The sequence below is a fragment of the Paracoccus sp. J55 genome, from assembly GCF_000513975.1.
In the GTDB taxonomy this organism is placed as follows: domain Bacteria; phylum Pseudomonadota; class Alphaproteobacteria; order Rhodobacterales; family Rhodobacteraceae; genus Paracoccus.
Window position 1 is genome coordinate 313923 of sequence record NZ_AZVA01000002.1, and the last position, 22166, is coordinate 336088.

Annotated in this window: 26 protein-coding genes; 21 read left to right on the top strand and 5 right to left on the bottom strand. The window is 66.4% G+C overall.

The genetic code is table 11. The features are described 5' to 3' along the window. The first annotated feature begins 1 nt into the window (after position 1). The 4 genes from mnmG to PARJ55_RS0103595 are packed head-to-tail and all read left to right on the top strand — an operon-like array spanning position 2 to position 4099. Positions 2-1861 (top strand): tRNA uridine-5-carboxymethylaminomethyl(34) synthesis enzyme MnmG, encoded by a 1860-nt coding sequence (gene mnmG / locus PARJ55_RS0103580; RefSeq protein ID WP_028711759.1) that lies wholly within the window; start codon positions 2-4, stop codon positions 1859-1861. Further along, positions 1858-2442: a 16S rRNA (guanine(527)-N(7))-methyltransferase RsmG gene (rsmG, locus tag PARJ55_RS0103585; protein ID WP_028711760.1), complete on the top strand. Its 585-nt coding sequence runs from the start codon at positions 1858-1860 to the stop codon at positions 2440-2442. The genes mnmG and rsmG overlap by 4 nt, the downstream gene beginning before the upstream one ends. After that, positions 2435-3211 carry a ParA family protein gene (locus PARJ55_RS0103590; protein ID WP_028711761.1) on the top strand — a complete coding sequence of 259 codons (777 nt, stop codon included), beginning with the start codon at positions 2435-2437 and terminating at the stop codon, positions 3209-3211. The genes rsmG and PARJ55_RS0103590 overlap by 8 nt, the downstream gene beginning before the upstream one ends. A gap of 9 nt (positions 3212-3220) precedes the next feature. After that, positions 3221-4099: a ParB/RepB/Spo0J family partition protein gene (locus tag PARJ55_RS0103595; protein WP_028711762.1), complete on the top strand. Its 879-nt coding sequence runs from the start codon at positions 3221-3223 to the stop codon at positions 4097-4099. 120 nt (positions 4100-4219) lie between these two features. On the opposite strand, the gene PARJ55_RS0103600 is transcribed toward PARJ55_RS0103595, so the two are convergent. Then, a complete protein-coding gene (locus PARJ55_RS0103600; RefSeq protein WP_028711763.1) occupies positions 4220-4765 on the bottom strand; it encodes a nucleotide exchange factor GrpE in 546 nt (181 codons plus the stop codon). Positions 4766-4772: 7 nt separating this feature from the next. Beyond that, complete coding sequence (gene hrcA / locus PARJ55_RS0103605; protein WP_028711764.1) at positions 4773-5828, bottom strand: heat-inducible transcriptional repressor HrcA; 1056 nt, start codon at positions 5826-5828, stop codon at positions 4773-4775. An 85-nt stretch (positions 5829-5913) separates the two neighbouring features. Here hrcA and rph point away from each other — a divergent pair, with 85 nt between their 5' ends. From rph to PARJ55_RS0103675, 14 genes are all read left to right on the top strand, one after another. Continuing rightward, a complete protein-coding gene (gene rph, locus PARJ55_RS0103610; RefSeq protein WP_028711765.1) occupies positions 5914-6636 on the top strand; it encodes a ribonuclease PH in 723 nt (240 codons plus the stop codon). After that, complete coding sequence (gene rdgB, locus PARJ55_RS0103615) at positions 6624-7229, top strand: RdgB/HAM1 family non-canonical purine NTP pyrophosphatase (RefSeq protein ID WP_028711766.1); 606 nt, start codon at positions 6624-6626, stop codon at positions 7227-7229. The genes rph and rdgB overlap by 13 nt, the downstream gene beginning before the upstream one ends. Beyond that, positions 7222-7596, top strand: a complete 375-nt coding sequence (locus PARJ55_RS0103620) for a RidA family protein (protein WP_028711767.1) — start codon at positions 7222-7224, stop codon at positions 7594-7596. Before rdgB ends, PARJ55_RS0103620 begins: the two co-directional genes overlap by 8 nt. Further along, positions 7593-8801: a radical SAM family heme chaperone HemW gene (gene hemW, locus PARJ55_RS0103625; RefSeq protein ID WP_051416140.1), complete on the top strand. Its 1209-nt coding sequence runs from the start codon at positions 7593-7595 to the stop codon at positions 8799-8801. Before PARJ55_RS0103620 ends, hemW begins: the two co-directional genes overlap by 4 nt. A gap of 1 nt (position 8802) precedes the next feature. Then, on the top strand, positions 8803-9156 hold the full coding sequence (locus PARJ55_RS0103630; RefSeq protein ID WP_028711769.1) for a YbaN family protein: 354 nt from the start codon (positions 8803-8805) through the stop codon (positions 9154-9156). Between the two features lie 90 nt (positions 9157-9246). Continuing rightward, complete coding sequence (gene gfa, locus PARJ55_RS0103635; RefSeq protein WP_028711770.1) at positions 9247-9831, top strand: S-(hydroxymethyl)glutathione synthase; 585 nt, start codon at positions 9247-9249, stop codon at positions 9829-9831. Positions 9832-9950: 119 nt separating this feature from the next. Further along, positions 9951-11078 carry an S-(hydroxymethyl)glutathione dehydrogenase/class III alcohol dehydrogenase gene (locus tag PARJ55_RS0103640; RefSeq protein ID WP_028711771.1) on the top strand — a complete coding sequence of 376 codons (1128 nt, stop codon included), beginning with the start codon at positions 9951-9953 and terminating at the stop codon, positions 11076-11078. Positions 11079-11153: 75 nt separating this feature from the next. Then, on the top strand, positions 11154-11786 hold the full coding sequence (locus tag PARJ55_RS0103645; RefSeq protein ID WP_028711772.1) for an ATP-dependent Clp protease proteolytic subunit: 633 nt from the start codon (positions 11154-11156) through the stop codon (positions 11784-11786). Between the two features lie 13 nt (positions 11787-11799). After that, positions 11800-12330 (top strand): GNAT family N-acetyltransferase, encoded by a 531-nt coding sequence (locus PARJ55_RS0103650; protein WP_036697302.1) that lies wholly within the window; start codon positions 11800-11802, stop codon positions 12328-12330. Further along, positions 12314-13153, top strand: a complete 840-nt coding sequence (fghA, locus tag PARJ55_RS0103655) for an S-formylglutathione hydrolase (RefSeq protein ID WP_028711774.1) — start codon at positions 12314-12316, stop codon at positions 13151-13153. Before PARJ55_RS0103650 ends, fghA begins: the two co-directional genes overlap by 17 nt. 174 nt (positions 13154-13327) lie before the next feature. Next, on the top strand, positions 13328-15130 hold the full coding sequence (locus PARJ55_RS0103660; protein ID WP_028711775.1) for a methanol/ethanol family PQQ-dependent dehydrogenase: 1803 nt from the start codon (positions 13328-13330) through the stop codon (positions 15128-15130). Between the two features lie 381 nt (positions 15131-15511). Further along, the gene (locus PARJ55_RS23205; protein ID WP_084637774.1) at positions 15512-15931 is read left to right on the top strand and encodes a c-type cytochrome, methanol metabolism-related; all 420 of its coding nucleotides are present in this window, start codon (positions 15512-15514) and stop codon (positions 15929-15931) included. Beyond that, positions 15928-16740 carry a substrate-binding domain-containing protein gene (locus PARJ55_RS0103670; RefSeq protein ID WP_028711777.1) on the top strand — a complete coding sequence of 271 codons (813 nt, stop codon included), beginning with the start codon at positions 15928-15930 and terminating at the stop codon, positions 16738-16740. The genes PARJ55_RS23205 and PARJ55_RS0103670 overlap by 4 nt, the downstream gene beginning before the upstream one ends. Continuing rightward, complete coding sequence (locus tag PARJ55_RS0103675; RefSeq protein WP_028711778.1) at positions 16737-17267, top strand: PQQ-dependent catabolism-associated CXXCW motif protein; 531 nt, start codon at positions 16737-16739, stop codon at positions 17265-17267. The genes PARJ55_RS0103670 and PARJ55_RS0103675 overlap by 4 nt, the downstream gene beginning before the upstream one ends. Here the strand turns inward: PARJ55_RS0103675 and PARJ55_RS0103680 are convergent. The 3 genes from PARJ55_RS0103680 to PARJ55_RS0103690 are packed head-to-tail and all read right to left on the bottom strand — an operon-like array spanning position 17248 to position 19244. Next, positions 17248-18171: a YncE family protein gene (locus PARJ55_RS0103680; protein WP_051416141.1), complete on the bottom strand. Its 924-nt coding sequence runs from the start codon at positions 18169-18171 to the stop codon at positions 17248-17250. The genes PARJ55_RS0103675 and PARJ55_RS0103680 overlap by 20 nt on opposite strands. Beyond that, entirely contained in the window at positions 18168-18719 is a 552-nt protein-coding gene (locus PARJ55_RS0103685) for an SRPBCC family protein (protein ID WP_028711780.1), read from the bottom strand. The genes PARJ55_RS0103680 and PARJ55_RS0103685 overlap by 4 nt, the downstream gene beginning before the upstream one ends. 3 nt (positions 18720-18722) lie before the next feature. Continuing rightward, on the bottom strand, positions 18723-19244 hold the full coding sequence (locus PARJ55_RS0103690; RefSeq protein ID WP_028711781.1) for a DUF3280 domain-containing protein: 522 nt from the start codon (positions 19242-19244) through the stop codon (positions 18723-18725). Between the two features lie 175 nt (positions 19245-19419). Here PARJ55_RS0103690 and PARJ55_RS0103695 point away from each other — a divergent pair, with 175 nt between their 5' ends. From PARJ55_RS0103695 to PARJ55_RS0103705, 3 genes are all read left to right on the top strand, one after another. Beyond that, positions 19420-20568, top strand: a complete 1149-nt coding sequence (locus PARJ55_RS0103695) for an ABC transporter substrate-binding protein (protein ID WP_232215658.1) — start codon at positions 19420-19422, stop codon at positions 20566-20568. Positions 20569-20576: 8 nt separating this feature from the next. Beyond that, positions 20577-21548 (top strand): YVTN family beta-propeller repeat protein, encoded by a 972-nt coding sequence (locus PARJ55_RS0103700; RefSeq protein WP_036713743.1) that lies wholly within the window; start codon positions 20577-20579, stop codon positions 21546-21548. Between the two features lie 212 nt (positions 21549-21760). After that, positions 21761-22153, top strand: a complete 393-nt coding sequence (locus PARJ55_RS0103705; protein ID WP_051416146.1) for a hypothetical protein — start codon at positions 21761-21763, stop codon at positions 22151-22153. Positions 22154-22166: the final 13 nt, after the last annotated feature.

Sequence of the window (22166 nt, forward strand, 5' to 3'; positions counted from 1 at the left end):
CGTGAAACATTTCGACGTCATCGTGATTGGCGGGGGGCATGCCGGCGTCGAGGCCGCTATGGCCGCAGCCCGCATGGGCGCGGAAACGGCGCTGGTGACGATGCATCGGGATGATATCGGTACGATGTCTTGCAACCCGGCAATCGGAGGGCTGGGCAAAGGCCATCTGGTGCGCGAAATTGATGCGATGGACGGGGTCATGGGCCGAATCGCCGATGCTGCAGGGATCCAGTTCCGGTTGTTGAATCGTCGCAAGGGCCCGGCGGTGCAGGGTCCGCGCGCGCAGGCCGATCGCCGGCTTTATCGCAAGGCCGCGGCAGCAGTGGTGACAAGCCAGCCTGGTCTGACGCAGATCCTGGGCGAGGTCACGGAACTGATGCATCAGCGGGGCCGGGTCATCGGACTACGGCTGGCGGATGGGAGTGAACTGGAATCGCGGCAGGTGATCCTGACCACCGGCACCTTTCTGAACGGCCTGATCCATATTGGTGAAGTCTCACGGCCAGCCGGACGCTGGGGCGATCGGGCTTCGGTCGGACTGGCTGCTTCGCTTCGTCCACTGAACCTGCCCTTGGGCCGGTTGAAGACCGGCACGCCGCCGCGGATCCTGCGCGCAAGCATTGACTGGGACAGTCTGGACCAACAGCCGGGCGACGAAGAACCGGTCATGTTCTCTTACCTGAACGACGTGCCGCAGGTGCCCCAGATCAGCTGCGCGATCACTCATACCAATGCGGAAACGCATCGGGTGATCCGCGAGAATATCGGCCGATCTGCCATGTATGGAGGTCGGATCGACGGGGTGGGGCCGCGTTACTGCCCCTCGATCGAGGACAAGATCGTCCGATTCGCCGACAAGGATTCGCATCAGATCTTCCTGGAGCCGGAAGGGCTGGACAGCGATCTGGTCTATCCGAACGGAATTTCAACCTCTCTGCCGGAAGATGTGCAGCTGGATTATGTCCGCTCGATTCGGGGTCTGGAGCAGGCGCAGATCATGCAACCGGGCTATGCGGTGGAATATGATTACGTCGACCCACGCGCGCTGACCCCGTCTTTGGAGGTGAAGACCCTGGCCGGGCTGTTCCTGGCTGGTCAGATCAATGGCACCACCGGCTATGAGGAAGCTGCGGCGCAAGGGTTGGTGGCGGGACTGAATGCTGCTCTGAAAGCACAAGGCCGGCCGCCGCTGCATTTCAGCCGTGCGCAAAGCTATATCGGGGTGATGATAGACGATCTCGTCACGCGCGGCGTCAGCGAACCGTACCGCATGTTCACCTCGCGCGCCGAATTCCGGCTTTCGCTCCGTGCCGACAATGCCGATCAGCGCCTGACGGCCCTTGGAATCGATCTCGGTTGTGTTGGCCAGGAACGCGCGGTGCAGTTTCGTGAGAAGATGCGGCGTTATTCGGCGGCCCGGCAGCGGGCGGAATTGGTGTCTTTCACGCCTTCCGAACTGGTCCGCGCGGGGATCGAGGTGCGCCAGGACGGCGTCCGGCGCAGCCTGTTTGCCCTGTTGGCGCAACAGGAAATACCACAGGATCAAGTTCTTGCATTGGACGTCGAACTTGCCGCGCAAGATACCTCGACGATTCGGCAGCTGGCGATCGACGCGCTCTATCACCAATATACCGACCGGCAGAGCAAGGACGCCGAGCTTTTGCGCAAGGAGGAGGCGATCGCAATTCCCGCGGAGTTCGATTATGATGCCCTTTCCGGCCTGTCGAACGAGCTGAAATCCAAGCTGAAACAGCAGCAGCCCGCAACCCTCGCCGCGGCTGCGCATATCGAAGGCATGACCCCTGCCGCGCTCACGTTGATTCTGGCGGTGGTTCGAGCCGGAAGCCGTCGCAGCGCATGAGCAATGTTTCATGTGAAACAGAGCGGCTCGCCGCCTATGCCGCCTTGCTACGCAAGTGGAATCCGGCGATCAATTTGATCGCGCCTTCCACGCTTGAGCAGATTGAATCGCGCCATATCGCGGATTGCCTGCAGTTGGCCGAAATCGCCCGTAAATCGCCGGGGGACTGGGTCGATCTGGGCAGTGGCGGCGGTCTGCCGGGCATCGTTCTGGCGATCATGCGGCCGGACAGACCCTTGACGCTGGTCGAAAGCGATCAGCGCAAGGCTGCTTTCTTACGCAATGCCATACGCGAACTGTCCTTGACTGGCGCCAATGTGCTGACGGGGCGAATAGAAGAGCTGGATCGGCTTGATGCTGCCAATATCAGCGCGCGGGCGCTTGCCCCGCTTCCGCGGCTCATGGCATATGTGGATCGGCACCTGGCACCCTCCGGCACGGCTTGGCTGATGAAAGGCCGCAACTGGCAGTCCGAGGTTTCCGAGGCCCGACGTGACTGGAAATTTGACCTGACAACCCACCCGAGCGCGACAGATCCTGACGCCGCCATTCTGGAAATCACGGGAATCCGCCATGCATGAGACACGAATCATTGCTGTCGCCAACCAGAAGGGCGGGGTCGGAAAGACCACCACGGCCATCAATCTCGGCGCCGCCTTGGCCGAACAGGGTCAGCAGGTCGCCATTATCGATCTGGATCCGCAGGGAAATGCCTCCACCGGTCTGGGCGTGCCGCTGGAGGATCGCGATCTGACCTCCTACGATCTGCTGACCGGAGAGCAGGCGCTGTCCGAGACCCTGCGCGATACCACGATCGCCAATCTCCGCATCGTGCCCTCGAATCGGGACCTCGCCTCGGCGGATCTGGAACTCTCCAACCGTGCCGGCCGGACGCAGCTGCTGCGCCGCAAGCTCTCGGTGACCTCCGAGTTCGACTATATCCTGATCGACTGCCCCCCGGCGCTTGGCCTGCTTACGGTCAATGCCATGGTGGCGGCGAACAGCGTGCTGGTGCCGCTGCAGGCCGAATTCTACGCCCTCGAAGGCCTGTCGCAGCTTCTCATGACCGTGCGCGAGGTGCGCCAGACCGCCAATCCCGACCTGCGTATCGAAGGCGTGCTTCTGACCATGTCGGACAATCGCAACAACCTGTCGCAGCAGGTCGAGGCCGATGCGCGCAGCACGCTCTCCGGTCTGGTCTATCGGACGGTGATTCCGCGCAATGTCCGGTTGTCCGAGGCGCCCTCCCATGCCATGCCGGTTCTGCAATATGATCCGAATTCCAAGGGCAGCACCGCCTATCGCGAGCTCGCCAGGGAGTTCCTGTCCCGTCAACTCGCCACCGCCTGAGGAGGAACCATGGTAGAAAACAAGCTGGAAAAGCGGGGTCTTGGCCGCGGTCTCTCGGCGCTGATGGCGGATGTGGACCTGATCCCCTCCGAACGGCCCGCCCCGCGGCAGATCCTTCCGGTCGAACAGCTGACGCCCAATCCGGATCAGCCGCGCCGCAGTTTCGCCCCGGAGGCCCTGCAGGAACTGGCCGATTCTCTGAAGAACCGCGGCATGCTGCAGCCGCTGATCGTGCGGCCGCATCCGACGGATCGCGGCCTCTATCAGATTGTGGCGGGCGAACGCCGCTGGCGCGCGGCGCAGATCGCTCAGCTGCACGAAGTCCCGGTCATCGTCCGCGATCTGGACGATACCGAAGTGCTGGAAGTCGCCATTGTCGAAAACATCCAGCGCGCCGATCTGAACGCGATCGAAGAGGCAGCCTCTTACCGTCAGCTCATGGACCGTTTCGGCCATACGCAGGAGAGGCTGGCAGAGGCGCTGAACAAGAGCCGCAGCCACATTGCCAACCTGCTTCGCCTGCTGAACCTGCCCGACCAGGTCCAGGCCTGGCTCAAGGAGGGCAAGCTGACCGCCGGTCACGCCCGTGCCCTGATCACCACGCCGAATGCGGTGGAGCTGGCGCGGAAGGTAATCGAAAAAAGCCTTTCGGTGCGCGAGACCGAGGAACTGGCCCGGCGTCAGGCCGAGGGACCGAAGCCGTCCAAGCCTAGAAGCCAGAAACACGAGAAGGACGCCGATACCCGCGCCCTGGAAGGTGATCTGAGCGCGCATCTCAAGATGAAGGTGGTTATCAACCATGCCGGCGTCGATGGCGGCCAGATGGTGATCACCTATCGCGATCTGGATCAGCTGGACCGGCTCTGTCAGCTCCTCGCGGGCAACTGAACACCATATATGGTGTTATTGCCAAGCAGAGAATACCAAATCAGCCGATAGCGGCCTGCAGGCCAAGAAAAAACCCCGGAAGCAACGCTCCGGGGTTTCGCATGCCGTCGGCAAGGGAAGTCAGCTGGCCGGGGTCGAACTTACTCCGACCTTCGCCGGACGCAGCAGCCGGTCGTGCAGCATGAAGCCATTGTCCATGACCTGGATGATATTGCCGGCAACGGTCCCGGGAACCGGGGCCTCGAACATCGCCTCATGCTTCTGGGGGTCGAATTTCTCGCCCACGGCGGGGGTAATGACGCTGATGCCGTGCTTGGCAAAGACGTTGTTCAACTCTCGCAGCGTCAGTTCGACGCCTTCGATCAGCGCGGCGGCGGCGGCGCGCTGCTCTTCGCCGGCAGCCTCCAGCGCACGGCTCAGCGCATCGTGCACCGGCAGAAGGTCGCGGGCCAGCCGCGAGCCGCCATATTGCTCGGCATCGCGGCGCTCCTTGTCGGCGCGCTTGCGGGCATTCTCGGCATCGGCCAGCGCGCGCATGAAGCGGTCGCGGTAATCGTCCCGCTCGGCGATCAGCGCCTCGACATCGGGCGAGGGCGCCTCATCATCGGCCAGCGGGTCAATGATCTCCTCGTCCAGCGGGCTGCCGTTCGGGTTTTCGTTCTTCATGTCCTCATCATCCTTTCCGGCCAGAGATCATCCGGCCGACAAGCTGCGCAGTATAGTCCACGATCGGCACGATGCGGCCGTAGTTCAGCCGCGTCGGACCGATGACGCCGACCGCGCCAACAATCTTTCGGTCGGCATTCATATAGGGCGAAACGACGAGAGAGGAACCGGAAAGTGAAAAAAGCTTGTTCTCGGAACCGATGAAAATGCGCACGCCCTCGCCCTGCTCGGCCAGTTCCAGGAATTCGGCGATGTCGCGCTTGCGCTCCAGGTCGTCGAACAGCGTGCGGATGCGGTCCAGATCGGCCAGCTCATCCGCCAGCAGATTGGCCCGGCCGCGCACGATCAGCCGCGGATCGCTGCTTTCGCCGTCCCACAGCGCCAGGCCCGAGGCCACCAGTTCCGCGGCCATGCTGTCCAGCTTTCGCCGGCTGGCCTCGACCTCCTGCGCGACACTGCGTCGCAGCTCGGCCAGGGTGCGGCCTTCGGCCACCGCGTTCAGGAAATTCGCCGCCTCGCGCATCGAGCTGGCGGTATGGCCGGGCGGCGGGGCAAAGACCCGGTTCTCGACCCGGCCATCGGCGAAGACCAGCACCACCAGCGCCCGGTCGGGCGCGAGGCTCACGAATTCGATATGCCGGACCGGTGCCTCTTGCTTGGGCATCAGCACCAGAGAGGCGCCATGGGTCAGCGCCGACAGCGCCGTGCTGACCCGGTCCAGCATGGCGCCGGTATCGCCGCTGTCCTGGCCCAGCGTCTCGTCGATCATCTCGCGGTCGCTGGCCGAGACGGGCCCGGCCTCCATCAGCCCGTCCACGAACAGCCGCAGCCCCAGCTGCGTCGGCAGCCGTCCGGCCGAGACATGCGGATGATCCAGCAGGCCCAGATATTCCAGGTCCTGCATGACGTTGCGGATCGTGGCGGCGCTGACCTTTTCGCTCATGTCGCGGGTCAGGGTGCGCGAGCCGACGGGCTCGCCGGTGGCGAGATAGGCTTCGACCACGCGGCGAAACACCTCGCGCGAGCGGTCGTTCAGGTCGGAAAGCAGCGGAGTTTCAGGCATGGCGATCTGTTGAGGGCGTTCACGGGTTGCGGTCATGGGTGTCGGACCTGTATCTGAACGGCAAAACCCCCGAAAGGAATGAAAGATGCGCCCCTCTGGCCGGAATTTAAGTGATATGCGCCCGATTTCAATCGAAACGGGCATCATGCGCCATGCCGAGGGTTCCTGCCTGATCTCCTGCGGCGACACCCGCGTGCTCTGCTCGGCCACCATCGAGGAGAAGGCGCCGCCCTTCCTCAAGGGTTCGGGGCAGGGCTGGGTGACGGCGGAATACGGCATGCTGCCGCGCGCCACCAACAGCCGCAACCGGCGCGAGGCGGCGGCTGGCAAGCAATCCGGCCGCACGCAGGAGATCCAGCGCCTGATCGGCCGCGCCCTGCGCGCCGGGGTGGACCGCCGCGCCCTGGGCGAGCGGCAGATCGTCATCGATTGCGACGTGATCCAGGCCGATGGCGGCACCCGCTGCGCCGCGATCACCGGCGGCTGGGTGGCGCTGCGGATGGCGGTCAACAAGCTCCTGAAGGCCGGCATCGTCACCGCCGACCCGATCATGGACCATGTCGCCGCGGTGTCCTGCGGCATCTATGCCGGGCAGGCGATCCTGGACCTGGACTATGCCGAGGACAGCGAGGCCGGCACCGACGGCAATTTCATCATGACAGGGGCAGGGCGGCTGATCGAGGTGCAGATGTCGGCCGAGGGCGCCACCTTCTCGCGCCCCGAGATGAACCAGCTGCTCGACCTGGCCGAATCCGGCATCGCCGAGCTGGTCCGCGCTCAGAACGAGGCTGTCGCATGCGCAAGCTGACCGAGAAGAAGCTGCTGGTCGCGACCCACAACAAAGGGAAGCTGGACGAGATCCGCGCCATGATGGCCCCGCACGGCATCGAGGTGACCTCGGCCGGAGAGATGGGCCTGCCCGAACCGGCCGAGACCGAGTCGAGCTTCATCGGCAATGCCCGCATCAAGGCCCGCGCCGCCATGCAGGCGACCGGCCTGCCGGTGCTGGCCGATGACAGCGGCATCACCGTGGACGGGCTGGACGGCGCGCCCGGTGTCTATACCGCCGACTGGGCCGAGACCCCGCAGGGCCGCGACTTCATGCAGGCCATGACCCGCACCTGGCGCGAGCTGGACGAGCGCGGCGTGCCCGAGCCGCGCACCGCCCAGTTCCGTGCCACGCTGATCCTGCTCTGGCCCGACGGGCACGAGGAGATTTTCGAGGGCGTCGCGCCCGGGCGGCTGGTCTGGCCGCCGCGCGGCCAGCAGGGCCACGGCTACGACCCGATCTTCGTGCCCGACGGCCATGACGTGACCTATGCCGAGATGGCCCCCGCGCAGAAGAACGCCATCAGCCACCGCGCCCGCGCCTTCCGCAAGCTGGAGGCGCTCTTTGCGTAGGATCTCGACCGGCTCGCCCTTCGAAGCCGCGCTCGGCTACAGCCGCGCGGTGGTGAAGGGGCCGTGGTGCTTCGTCTCGGGCACCACCGGCTACGATTACGCGGCCATGGCCATGCCCGACAGCGCCGCCGAGCAGGCGCGCAACGCCTTCGCCACCATCTTCGCCACCCTGGCCGAGGCGGGCTTCGCGCCCGCCGACATCGTTCGGGTGCAATACACCGTCACCGACCCGGCGATCCTCGACGAGATCGCGCCGGTTCTGGGCGAGGCGATGAAAGATGCGTTACCGGCGGCGACCATGGTTGTGGCGGGGCTTATCAGACCCGAGATGAAGATCGAAATCGAAGTCACCGCCTTGAGGGAATGACCCTGGACCTGCCAGCCGCCCCCCTGCCGGACCCGGCCGCCAGCGCCCCCCTGACCGACGACTGGCGGGCAGGGGGCTTCGCGCTTTACGTCCACTGGCCCTTTTGCGCCGCGAAATGCCCCTATTGCGATTTCAACAGCCATGTCGCGGCGGTGATCGAACAGCCGCGCTGGCTGGCCGCCTATCGCGCCGAGATTGCCCGGCTGGGCCGCGATTTGCCCGGCCGGGTGCTGAACAGCATCTTCTTCGGCGGCGGCACCCCCAGCCTGATGGCGCCGGAAACCGTGGCGGGGGTGATCGAGGCCGCCCGAGCCGCCTGGCCCTTCGCCAATGACATCGAGATCACGCTGGAAGCCAACCCGACCAGCGTCGAGACAGGCCGCTTCCGCGCCTATGCGGATGCCGGCGTCAACCGGGTCTCGATGGGGGTGCAGGCGCTGAACGACGAGGATCTGCGCCGGCTGGGCCGCATGCATTCGGCGGCCGAGGCCCGCGCCGCCTTCGACATAGCCCGCGACTGTTTCGCGCGGGTCAGCTTCGACCTGATCTATGCCCGGCAGGACCAGGACCGCGCCCATTGGCGGCGCGAGCTGACCCAGGCGCTCGGCATGGCGGTGGACCACCTTTCGGCCTATCAGCTGACCATCGAGCCCGGCACCGCCTTCGGCGCCCGCCACGCCAGGGGCGGGCTGAAGGGCCTGCCCGACGACGATCTGTCCGCCGACCTGTATCTGGACACGCAAGAGATCTGCGCGGCGGCCGGGATGCCCGCCTATGAGGTCTCGAATCATGCCCGGCCGGGGGCGGAAAACCGGCATAACCTGGTCTATTGGCGGCAGGGCGACTGGGCGGCGGTGGGGCCGGGGGCGCATGGCCGGCTGACGCTGGCCTCGGGCCGCTGGGCGACCGAGGCGCATCCGGCGCCCGGCGCCTGGCTGGAGGCCGTCGAGGCGCAGGGCCGTGGCGACAGCCATCGCGAGCTGCTGAGCCTGTCCGACCGGGCGCTGGAATATCTGCTGATGGCGATGCGGCTGGCCGAGGGGCTGGATATTCCGCGCTACCGCGCCCATGGCGCCGAATTGCCGCGGGACCGGCTGATGAATCTGGCCGAACTGGGGCTTATCTCCCTCGGAAAGGACCGGCTGGCCGCGACTCCGGCCGGCCGTCCGGTGCTCAATGCGATCCTGCGCGAACTGGCGGAGTAAGATGCGGATTCTCTGGCTCGTCACCGGCTGGCTGACCCTTGCGCTGGGGGTGATCGGGATTTTCCTGCCGGTCATGCCCACCGTGCCCTTCCTGCTGGTGGCGGTCTGGGCCTTTGCCCGCTCGTCGCCGCGGCTTGGGGCGCGCATCATGCGCCATCCGCGCTTCGGCCCGCCGATCCGCGCCTGGCGCAAGCGCGGCGTTGTCGGCCGCACGGCCAAGGTCTGGGCCGTCACCGGCATGGCGATGGGGGTGGCCTGGGCGTTGCTGCTGGGCCTCGACCCGCGCTTCATCGCCGTGCAGGTGCTGGCCTGCCTGGCCATCGGCGCCTGGCTGGTCAGCCGCCCCGAGGCCTGAGCCGCCAGCGAATACAACCTTTTGCCCACTTGTCCCCGGCCCGCTGCGGCGCGAACCTCGGCGCATCGGGTCTGAGCGGAGGACAGGACCATGGCGGACACATCGGGGGTGAAGATCCACCCCGCAGTCGACAACGGCATCAAGCCGGCCCAGCCCGGATTTTCCGGCGGCACGCTGCAATGCAAATGCGCCTCGAACCCGGTCAGGGTCGCGGTGCGGGCGCAGACCGCGCATAACCATGTCTGCGGCTGCACCAAGTGCTGGAAGCCGGACGGCGCGATCTTTTCGCAGGTGGCGGTGGTCGGCCGCGACGCGATCGAGGTGCTGGAAGGCGCCGACAAGCTGGAAATCGTCAATGCCGAGGCGCCGATCCAGCGCCATCGCTGCCGGGATTGCGGCGTGCACATGTATGGGCGGATCGAGAACAAGGACCATCCCTTCTACGGGCTGGATTTCGTCCATACCGAACTGTCGGACGAGGACGGCTGGGCGGCGCCGGAATTCGCCGCCTTCGTCAGTTCGGTGATCGAATCGGGCGTGGATCCCAGCCGTATGGACGGCATCCGCGCCCGGCTGCGCGACCTGGGGCTGGAGCCCTATGACGCGCTGTCGCCGCTGCTGATGGATGCCATCGCGACGCATATCGCCAAGCGATCGGGCGCATTGCCGGCTTGACCGGGAACGCCTCGGCGGGGATCAACTTCGGGGGCCGGTTTACCGGCCCCTGTGCCATGAGAAGACTGTGACATGAGAAGACCAAGGCCATCCCGGCCGATACGCAAGGAGAGCAAGTCATGAGAACACGCGCCGCCGTCGCCCTGGAGGCCGGGAAGCCGCTCGAGGTCATGGAGGTCAACCTCGAAGGCCCGAAGGCCGGCGAGGTCATGGTCGAGATCAAGGCCACCGGCATCTGCCACACCGACGAATTCACCCTCTCGGGCGCCGACCCCGAGGGCCTCTTCCCCTCGATCCTGGGCCATGAGGGCGCGGGCGTGGTGGTCGAGGTCGGCCCGGGCGTCACCTCGGTCAAGCCGGGCGACCATGTCATCCCGCTTTACACCCCGGAATGCCGGCAATGCGCCTCTTGCCTGTCGGGCAAGACCAATCTCTGCACCGCGATCCGCGCCACCCAGGGCCAGGGCCTGATGCCGGACGGCACCAGCCGGTTCAGCATGCTCGACGGCACGCCGATCCATCACTACATGGGCTGCTCGACCTTTTCGAACTACACCGTGCTGCCGGAAATCGCGGTGGCCAAGGTGCGCGAGGACGCGCCCTTCGATAAGATCTGCTATATCGGCTGCGGCGTCACCACCGGCATCGGCGCGGTGATCAACACCGCCAAGGTCGAGATCGGCGCCAAGGCGGTGGTCTTCGGCCTGGGCGGCATCGGGCTCAATGTGCTTCAGGGCCTGCGCCTGGCCGGCGCGGACATGATCATCGGCGTCGATCTGAACGACGACAAGAAGCCGATGGCCGAGCATTTCGGCATGACGCATTTCATCAACCCGAAGAATTGCGAGAACGTGGTCCAGGAGATCGTGAACCTGACCAAGACGCCCTTCGACCAGATCGGCGGCGCGGATTACAGCTTCGACTGCACCGGCAACGTCAAGGTGATGCGCGACGCGCTGGAATGCACGCATCGCGGCTGGGGCCAGTCCATCATCATCGGCGTGGCGCCCGCGGGGGCGGAAATCAGCACCCGCCCGTTCCAGCTGGTCACCGGCCGGGTCTGGAAAGGCACGGCCTTCGGCGGCGCCCGCGGCCGCACCGACGTGCCGCAGATCGTCGACTGGTACATGAACGGCAAGATCGAGATCGACCCGATGATCACCCATACCCTGACGCTGGACGAGATCAACAAGGGCTTCGACCTGATGCATGCGGGCGAATCGATCCGCTCGGTCGTTCTTTACTGATCCTCAAGGGCTGCTTAGTTAAAAGGACGGCGGGGACGGGCGACCGGTCCCGCCGTCAACATGAAAGGACCGATCATGGCAAAGCATTTCCACCTGGACGACGATGACGACGAGGACGAGCGCCGCCAGGAGGGCCAGAAGGACGAAGGGCTCGGCCTGCCCGAGGGTGACAAGATCGGCAAGCTCTATTTCAAGTCGCGCACGGTGATCGTCGCCGGGCCGATCACCGACAAGCTGGCGCAGCGCACCGTGGCGCATCTGCTGGCCCTGGCCGAGGACAGCGAGGAACCGATCAACATGCTGATCTCCTCGCCCGGCGGCCATGTCGAATCCGGCGACATGATCCATGACGTGATCAAGTTCATCCGTCCGACCGTGCGCACCATCGGCTCGGGCTGGGTGGCCTCGGCCGGGGCGCTGATCTTCGTCGGCGCGGACAAGGAAAACCGCTACTGCCTGCCCAATACCCGCTTCCTGATCCACCAGCCTTCCGGCGGGATCGGCGGCACTTCCTCGGACATGATGATCCAGGCCGAACAGGTGCGGCTGATGCGCGACCGGCTGAATCAGATCTTTGCCGAGGCGACCGGACAGACGGTCGAGCGGATCGAGAAGGACACCCAGCGCGATTTCTGGCTGAACACGCAGGAGGCGCTGGATTACGGCCTTCTGGGCAAGGTCATCCGCTCGGTGGACGAGCTGAAATGACGGGCCTGTTCTGATGGCGGGCGGGGCTGAGATCCTGATCCGTCCCGCCACGCCTTCCGACCACGAGGCGATCTGGACCATCCTCGGGCCGGTCTATCGCGCGGGCGAGACCTATTGCATCCCGCCCGACATCTCGCGCGAGGAGGCGCTGGCCGACTGGTTCGCCGCGCCCTTCACCGCCTTCGTGGCCGAGGTGGACGGCCGGGTGCTGGGCACCAGCCATGTCGGCCGCAACCGCCCGGGCCCGGCGGCCCATGTCGCCAATGCCAGCTTCGCCACCCATCCGGATGCGCGGGGCCGCGGCATCGCCGGGCGGCTGGTCGCCCATGCCAAGGACTGGGCGCGGGCGCAGGGCTTTCGGGCGATGCAGTTCAACTTCGTCGTCTCGACCAATGCCGATGCCGTTCATTCGTGGCAGAAAGCCGGTTTCGATATTGTCGGCCGCCTGCCCGGCGCGTTTCTTCACCCCAGGCATGGCTATGTGGACGCGCTGGTCATGTTTCACGACCTGACAGAAGGGAATCCCCATGACGCTGGCCTATGAGACCGTATCGGAAAACCGCAGCTTCGGCGGCATTCAGGGCGTCTATCGCCACCAGTCGCAGGCGACCGGCACGCCGATGACCTTTGCCGTCTACCTGCCGCCCGACGCCCGGCACGGCAAGGTGCCGGTGCTGTGGTATCTGTCGGGCCTGACCTGCACGCATGAGAACGCCATGACCAAGGCCGGGGCGCAGGAATGGGCGGCGGAATACGGCATCGCGCTGATCTTTCCCGACACCTCGCCGCGCGGCGAGGGCGTGGCCAATGACGAGGCCTATGACCTGGGCCAGGGCGCCGGCTTCTATGTCGATGCGACCCGGGAACCCTGGGCGCCGCATTTCCGCATGTGGCATTACATCACCCACGAGCTGCCCGAGCTGGTCTTCAACGCCTTCCCGCTGGACCGCGAGGCGCAGGGCATCACCGGCCATTCCATGGGCGGGCACGGCGCGCTGACCATCGCCATGACCTTCCCGGAACGCTACCGCTCGGTCTCGGCCTTCTCTCCGATCGCCAACCCCAGCGAATCCGATTGGGGCCGCAAGCAGTTCGCCGCCTATCTGGGCGAGGACAGGGCGGCGTGGAAGAAGCACGATTCGACCATCCTGATGCGGGAAAAGGGCTATCCCGGCGAGGTGCTGATCGACCAGGGCGCCAGCGACCAGTTCCTCGACCTGCTCAAGCCCGAGGCGCTGGTCCATGCCATGGCCGAGCGCCGCCAGCCCGGCGCCTTCCGCATGCAGCAGGGTTACGACCACAGCTATTTCTTCGTGCAGAGCTTCATGGCCGACCACATCCGCTGGCACGCCGAACGGCTGGCCTAGGCCGCGCGGCCGGACCGGGCGATTGATCCCATACCAATTGCCGAATTTCCCTAATACTTTGGTCCAAGGACCCGGCCCCTCGCGTTGACGTGAATGCGGCCGGGTCCGAACCTCTCCGCAGAAGGTGCTTGCGCAAGAGGAGAGGCGCAAGCTCCGTCATGCGGAGGAAAATTCATGAAAAACCTGATGAATGGCGCCTGCCTCGCGCTGCTCATGTCCGGCACGGCTGCGCTGGCCAATGACAGCGTGATGGCCGAGATCGCCAAACCCCAGCAATGGGCGATCCAGACCGGCGATTACGCGAATACCCGCTACTCGACGCTGGACCAGATCAACAAGGACAACGTCAAGGACCTGCGCGTCGCCTGGACCTTCTCGACCGGGGTGCTGCGCGGGCATGAAGGCTCGCCGCTGGTGATCGGCGACATCATGTATGTCCACACGCCCTTCCCGAACAACGTCTTCGCGCTGGACCTGAACGACAACGGCAAGATCCTGTGGCGCTACCAGCCGCAGCAGGACCCGAACGTCATCGCGGTGATGTGCTGCGATACCGTCAGCCGCGGCGTGGCCTATGCGGACGGCCTGATCCTGCTGCACCAGGCCGATACCACCCTGGTGGCGCTGGACGCCAAGACCGGGGAAGAGAAGTGGAAGGTCGTCACCGGCGATCCCGCCATCGGCGAGACCAACACCGCGACCGTGCTGCCGGTCAAGGACAAGGTGATCGTCGGCGTCTCGGGCGGCGAATACGGCGTGCGCGGCCGGGTGACGGCCTACAGCCTCGCCGACGGCTCCGAGGTCTGGAAGGCCTGGTCCACCGGCCCGGACGAGGAGATGCTGGTCGATCCCGAAAACACCACGCATCTGGGCAAGCCCATCGGCGCCGACAGCTCGCTGAACAGCTGGGAAGGCGACCAGTGGAAGATCGGCGGCGGCACCACCTGGGGCTGGTACAGCTATGACCCCGAGCTGAACCTGATCTATTACGGCACCGGCAACCCCTCGACCTGGAACCCCTCGCAGCGGCCCGGGGACAACAAGTGGTCGATGACGATCATGGCGCGGGATGCCGATACCGGCATGGCGAAATGGTTCTACCAGATGACGCCCCATGACGAATGGGACTATGACGGCGTCAACGAGATGATCCTGACCAACCAGACCATCGACGGCCAGGAACGCAAGCTGCTGACCCATTTCGACCGCAACGGCCTGGCCTATACCATGGACCGCGAGACCGGCGAGCTGCTGGTGGCCGAGAAATACGATCCGGTGGTGAACTGGACCACTGGAGTCGACATGGACCCGAATTCGGAAACCTATGGCCGCCCGGCCGTGGTCGCCGAATACTCGACCGCCCAGAACGGCGAGGACGAGAACACCACCGGCGTCTGCCCGGCCGCGCTGGGCACCAAGGACCAGCAGCCGGCGGCCTTCTCGCCCAAGACCAACCTGTTCTACGTGCCGACCAACCATGTCTGCATGGATTACGAGCCCTTCCGGGTGGCCTATACCGCCGGCCAGCCCTATGTCGGCGCGACGCTGTCCATGTATCCCGCGCCGGACAGCCATGGCGGCATGGGCAACTTCATCGCCTGGGACAACACCACGGGCCAGATCAAGTGGTCCATTCCCGAACAGTTCTCGGTCTGGTCGGGCGCGCTGGCGACGGCGGGCGACGTGGTCTTCTACGGCACGCTGGAAGGCTATCTGAAGGCCGTGGACGCCGAGACCGGCGACGAGCTCTACAAGTTCAAGACCCCTTCGGGCATCATCGGCAACGTCATGACCTATGAGCACGGCGGCAAGCAGTATATCGGCATCCTGTCCGGTGTCGGCGGCTGGGCCGGGATCGGTCTGGCGGCAGGCCTGACCAATCCCAATGACGGGCTTGGCGCGGTGGGCGGCTATGCCTCGCTGTCGCAATACACCGAGCTGGGCGGCCAGCTGACCGTGTTCGAGCTGCCGGGCTAATACTTTGGTGCCGAAAAGCAAACTGTGACTCGAAACCTGCCGCCCCAAGGGTAACCTTGGGGCGCCATCATCTTCGGGTGACAGCCAGGGAGGAAATTCATGACCAGCAAGACGACCGCCAGCCTGATGGCGATCTGTGTCGCATGCGCGGCCGGCGCCATCGCCGGAACGGCCCTTGCGCAGACCACCGACCCGCCGCCGCCGGCCCAGGCCGGAGCGGGCGCCGCCGCCGCCGTCTCGGGCGACGCGCAGCAGCAGCAGCAAGCCGCCGATGCGCCCGCCGAGGCGGCCCCGGCCGGCGAGGAGGAGGAGGACCTGGAGGTCCAGGAACAGGGCGGCAAGCTCGTGCTGCCGAACGGCCAGGACATCACCCCCGACCATATGGAGAACGGCCGCTGGTATACGGCCGAGGACATACCGACCTTCAAGATCGCCGAGGACGGGACGGTCGATTACTCGACCTTCTCGGGCTATCGCCGCTATTCGGCGGAATGCCATGTCTGCCACGGCCCGGACGGCGAGGGCTCCACCTATGCGCCGGCGCTGAAGAACTCGGTGCTCAAGCTCGACTATTACGAGTTCCAGGAGATCGTCGCCTCGGGCAAGCAGGACGTGAACACGGCCGCCAATCTGGTCATGCCGGCATTCGGCACCAACAAGAACGTCTGGTGCTATATCGACGACATCTATGTCTATCTGCTGGCGCGGGGCGCGGGCGACCTGCCGCGCGGCCGCCCGGGCAAGAGAGAGGACAAGTCCGATGACTTCACCGCGCAGGAAGATTCCTGCATGAACGGATGAGACGCGCATCCGCCCTTGTCGTCCTGCTGATCTGCGCCGCGCTGCCCGCGTCGGCGCAGGTCGCCGACCTGCGCTCCAAGACCGAGTTCCGGGTCTGCGCCGATCCCGCCGCCGTCCCGATGTCCTCCGAGGACGGCTCGGGCTTCGAGAACCGCATCGCCGGGCTTTTCGGGGAAAAGCTGGGCCTGCCGGTGGTCTATACCTGGTTCCCGCAGGGCTCGGGCTTCATCCGCAAGACCCTGCGGGCCGGGCTGTGCGACGTCGTCATCGGCTATGCTCAGGGCGACGAGATGGTGCAGAACACCAATCACTACTACACCTCGGCCTATGGCATCGTGACGCGCAAGGACAGCCCGCTGGCCTCGGTCGACACGCTCACGGACCCGGCGCTGAAGGATCGTCCGATCGGCGTCGTGGCCGGCACGCCGCCGGCGACCCATCTGGCGCGGGCGGGGCTGGCCAAGGACATGCGCGGCTGGGACCTGTTCGTGGACCGCCGGGTCGAGAATCCGGTCGGCGACATGCTGGCGCAGGTGAAATCGGGCGAGCTGGCGGCGGCGGTGATCTGGGGACCGCTGGCCGGGCCGCTGGTCAAGCAGGACCCCGATCTGCAATTCACCCCGCTGCTCAAGGAAAGCTCGGGGCCGCGGCTGTTCTTCCGCATCACCATGGGCGTGCGGCTGGAGGAACAGGAATGGAAGCGGGAACTCAACAGCCTGATCCGCCGCCACCAGGACGAGATCGACGCGATCCTGCGCGATGCCGGGGTGCCGCTGCTGGACGATTACGGCAAGGCGCTGAAGCCATGACCCGGCTCTGGGCGGTGCTGGCGATCTGCCTTGCCGGCGCCGCCCGCGCCGAGGTGCCCGAGCCGCAGGATTATCGCGGCGAGCCCTATCGTTCCGAAACCCCGGCGACGCTGGCCGGGGCGCGCGTGATCGACGCCGCCGAGGCGATGCGGCTGCACGGGCAGGGCGTGCCCTTCATCGACGTGCTGCCCCGGACCGCCCGGCCCGAGGGCCTGCCCGAAGGCACGCTGTGGAACGAGCCGCCGCACCTGTCCATTCCCGGCGCGGTCTGGCTTTACGATACCGGCTACGACCGGCTGGCCAATGCGGAACAGACGCGGCTGGCCGAGGGGCTGGCGCGGCTTTCCGGCGGCGACAAGGCGGCGCCGATGGTGATCTTCTGCAAGCGCGATTGCTGGATGAGCTGGAACGCCGGCAAGCGCGCCGTGGCGCTGGGTTATCGCGGCGTGATCTGGTTTCCCGACGGCGTCGAGGGCTGGCAGGAACAGGGCGGCACGCTCGAGCCCGTCACTCCTGCCGGCCCGTGAACGGCCCGAAGGCGCGGGGTCCGTCCGGCAGCGCGATCCGGCGGGTGACCGTCAGGCTGGCCGCGTCGATCCAGACCAGCGTGTTCGAATCCCAATGCGCCACCACTACGCCCGAGCCGTCGGGCAGGGGCGCGATGCCTTCGGGATAGTCGCCCGTCGCGATGCGCCCCAGAACCTCCAGCCGCTGCGGATCGAAGACCGTGACCGTCCCGGCATATTGGTCGGTGACGAAGCCGCGCCCGCCGGCGAAGGCGATGCCATAGGGGTGGCTGCCGGTCGGCACCTGCCCCAGCAGCCTGCCGGTTTCCGGCGCGATGACGCTGACCCGGTCGCCCATCACGTCCACCGACCACAGCCGCCCGTCATGGAAGGCGATGGCATAGGGATGCCCTCCCACCGCCACGCGCGACTTCAGCGCCCCGGTCGCGGCGTCGTAGATCGAGACCCGGTCGTCGTCGCGATCCGCCGTCGCGACCAGCGCGCCGTCGCTGGCCACCCCGGCCGGGGCGCGGCCGGTCGGCACGGTCCAGACGGTCTCCAGCGCCGCATCCAGCCGCATCAGCCGCTGCCGATACCATTCGGTGACGAAGATCCCGCCGCCCGGCGCCAGGGCGATGCCGAAGGCGCCCTTGGGCAGCGCCTTGGTGCGGATCACCGCGCCGGCCTCGTCCAGCACGGTCAGCAGGCCGGTCTCGGCCGAGATCACGTAGGCCCGGCCGTGCGCGGGATCGTATGCCACGGGTGCCGGCGCGCCCGCGACGGGCGTTTCGGCCAGCACCGCGCCGGTCGCCAGATCGACCACCGAGACCGCTCCGGCGTTCTGCGAGGTGACGAAGCCCAGATCGCCCGCCCGCGCGATGCCGGGGCCGATCAGCAGCAACAGCGCGACGACGGCGCGGATCATTCCGCCTTGCCGAACCTTTCGGCCAGCGCGTCCAGGCCGGCCCGATAGACCCCGGTCACGGCCTGGATCGCCGCCTCGTCGTTCAGCTCGGGGGGCGGCTCGTTGTTCGGATAGCCGCGATAGAAGCCGCCCTTCCAGCTGACCAGCGCCTTGCCGCCCTCGTCCTGGACGCAAAGCGTGGCGGCATAGTTCGTCACCGGCAGCACGCTTACCTCGACCTCGCTGATGCGATAGGCGTAGCAGCGTTTCTCGGGCTGCCATTTCGACAGGACTTCGGTGATGGTCGGATCGCCGGCATCGGCCTTGAGATGCAGCACCCGGGTCGAGGTCTCGGGCCGGTCGGCCGATCCGTCTCCGGCCAACTCCAGGCTGGCGATGGCGGGGTGCCAGCTCATGTCGTCGAACCTGCCGATCGCGGCCCAGACCTCGTCGGGGCCGGCGTCCAGCTTCTGCTGCATCTCCAGCTTCAGCCGCACCGGCCCATGCGCTTCGGCCGCCGGGGCCAGCGCCATGGCCGCGCCCATCGTCAGGGCCAGCAGTCGGATCATCCCTTATTCCTCCCGAAAGATGATGTTCTTGAGCAGATAGCGATAGCCGCGGCGAAAGCTTTCATCGGTATTGCCGCGGATATCGACCACGCCGGCGCGCAGCGTTCCGCCGCTTTCGGCATCGCGGATATAAAGGTTCAGCGTCAGGATCAGGTTCGAGACCTTCTGCACCTCGCCCGAGATGGCGTATTGCGCGCCCATCTCGCGCGCGATGCGGCTGTCGCTGCCGTTGGACTGGGTCGGGTTCTTGATCCGCGCCACCTGGTCGGCGGGCGGCTCAAGCAGGGTGAAGCCGCGGCCGCGCAGATCCTCGGCGATGACCGTCTCGGCCATCTCGACGCGGCGGGTCTCGTCCTCGCGCACGCCGTTGACGGCGCCTTCGGTCGAGGTGTCGATGAAATGCAGGCCGAACCAGACCGCGCTGCCGGGCGGCGCGGCAGCGCCGCCGGCAGGCTGGGCCGCCCCCGGGCCCGGCCCGGCCAGCGCGGCGGCGCAAAGGATCAGGATGAGCCGCAGGAATGCCATGCGCCGACCATGCGCCCGGGTCGCGCGCCCGTCCATAGGACAAAGGTATAGGGTGATTTTCCCCGGTCGCATCCGGGGCATTTGCCGGGTTGGCGCGGGCGGATCGACCCGGCATGATGCCGGGGGGAGGACGGCCATGAAAGGCAGAATCATCATACTTTTGGCTGGGTTGTCCATGGCAGGCCCGGCCCTCGCGCAAGATTCCGCGCAGCCGCAGACGGTGCGCGCCGCGGTGCTGCGGGTGGACGTGCCGCGCCTGCCACCGATCTCGCGGCTGGATGCGCCGCCCGGGGATCTGGGCTTTGCCGGGGCGCGGCTGGCGATCGAGGACAACGACACCACCGGCCGTTTCATGGGCCAGGATTTCGAGGCGCTGGAGGTCACCGCCACCCCCGAGACCGCCCCGGCCGAGATGGACAAGCTGCTGGCCGAGGGCATCCCCTTCATCGTCACGCTGGCCGGCGATGCCGAGACGCTGGCGCTGGCCGATCAGGCCGGGGACCGGGCGCTGGTGCTGAACGCGCTGGCGCGCGGCGACAACCTGCGCGGCAAGGACTGCCGCTTCAACGTGATCCATGCCGCGCCCAGCCATGCCATGCTGGCCGATGCGCTGGCGCAGTTCCTGATGTGGAAGAAATGGCCGAACTGGTTCCTGATCGCCGGCAGCCATCCCGAGGACGTGGCCCTGGCCGATGCCTATCGCCGCGCCGCCGCCAAGTTCGGCGCCCGGATCGTCGAGGAGCGCACCTATGAGGATACCGGTGGCAGCCGGCGCAGCGACAGCGGCCATGTGCAGGTCCAACAGCAGATGCCGGTCTTTACCCAGCGCGCGCCGGCCCATGACGTGCTGATCGCTGCGGACGAGAACGACGTCTTCGCCAACTGGCTGCCCTATGCGACATGGGACCCGCGCCCGGTCGCCGGCTCGGCCGGGCTGGTGCCGCGCAGCTGGGCCCCCTCGCTGGAGGCTTGGGGCGCGACGCAGTTCCAGAACCGCTTCGAGAAGCTCGCCAACCGCCCGATCCGCGAGGAGGATTACCAGACCTGGGTGGCGCTGCGCATGATCGGCGAGGCGGCGACCCGGACGCAAAGCACCGACCCCGCCACGCTGAAGGAGTTCGTGCTGTCCGAGAATTTCGAGGTGGCGGGCTTCAAGGGCCAGAAGCTGACGATCCGCGACTGGGACCACCAGCTGCGCCAGCCGATCCTGCTGGCGACGCCTTCCGTGACCGCTTCGGTCAGCCCGCAGGACCAGTATCTGCACCAAAGCTCGGCGCTGGATTCGCTGGGCATCGACCGGCCCGAAACCGAATGCAAGTTCTGAGGTGAACGATGAAAGCTGCAACCGCCATCCTGACCTCGGCCCTGTGCCTGGGTTTCGCCCTGCCGGCCGCCGCCAACCGGGTGTTCGTCAGCAATGAAAAGGGCAATGACGTCACCGTGCTGGACAGCGAGACGCTGGAGGTGATCGGCACCTATCCGGTCGGCGCCCGCCCGCGCGGCATCACCATCAGCCCGGACGGGAAGGAGCTTTACGTCTGCGCCTCGGACGACGACCTGGTGCGGGTCTTCAATCCCGAGACGATGGAGGAGATGCATACCTTGCCCTCGGGTCCCGACCCCGAGCTGTTCGTGCTGCACCCGTCGGGCAACCCGCTCTATATCGCGAACGAGGACGACAACCTGGTGACCGTGGTCGACACCCAGACCCACAAGGTCCTGGCCGAGATCCCGGTCGGCGTCGAGCCCGAGGGCATGGGCGTCAGCCCCGATGGCAAGGTGGTCATCAACACATCGGAAACCACCAACATGGCGCATTTCATCGACAGCGAAAGCTTCGAGATCTTCGCCAATGTGCTGGTGGATTCCCGCCCGCGCTTCGCGCAGTTCAACGATGCCGGGACCAAGCTTTACGTCAGTTCGGAAATCGGCGGCACGGTCAGCGTGATCGATCCGGCGACGCAGGAGATCACCAAGAAGATCAGCTTCGAGATCCCCGGCGTGCTGCCCGAGGCGATCCAGCCGGTCGGCGTGCGCGTCACCGGCGACGGCAAGAAGGTCTTCGTCGCCCTGGGCCCGGCCAACCGCGTCGCGGTGATCGACGGCGAGACCGACGAGGTCCAGGAATATCTGCTGGTCGGCCAGCGCGTCTGGCAGATGGCCTTCACGCCGGACGAGAAATACCTGTTCACCACGAACGGCAATTCCAACGATGTTTCGGTGATCGACGTGGCGGCGCTGAAGGTCGTCAAATCCGTGCCCGTGGGCCAGCAGCCCTGGGGCGTGGTCGTCGCGCCCAACTGACAGGTTAAGAGGGAGGAAGAACCATGACTCGTTTGCTGACCATCCTGCTGCTCATGGCAGGGCTGGCCGCCCCCGCCGCGGCGCAGGAAACCGCGCCCGATGCCGGCGCAGATGCCGGTGCCGCAACCGACGGCGCGGCCGCGGCCGAGCAGGATGACGACGACGATGACGACGATGATGATGGCGGCGAAGCGGCCGGTGCCGCCGGAGGCGTGCACGAGGCGGGGGCCAAGTTCGACTACGGCTTCTCGGGGATCATGGCGCGCGACAACCGCACCGATCTGGCGCCGCTGACGCTCGCCTCGGGCCAGCCGGTCGCGACGGCGGAATACAAGCTGAAATCGGGCGGCTTCTACCGCATCGACATCAACGCGGACGGCAGCCAGGAGCTGGCGCTGTCTGGCGGCGACTTCTTCCGCGCCATCTGGATCAACGAGGTGGTGATCAACGATATCGAGATCCGGCCGATGGGCGTGCATTCGCTGGAATTCGACGATGCCGGCACCGCGACGCTCAGCTTCATCGCCATCGTTCCGGGCCGCTATACGCTGTCGATCCCCGGCTCGCAGGGCGAAACCCAGCAGGCGGTGTTCAACATCCAGTAAGCAGGAGGGGCGG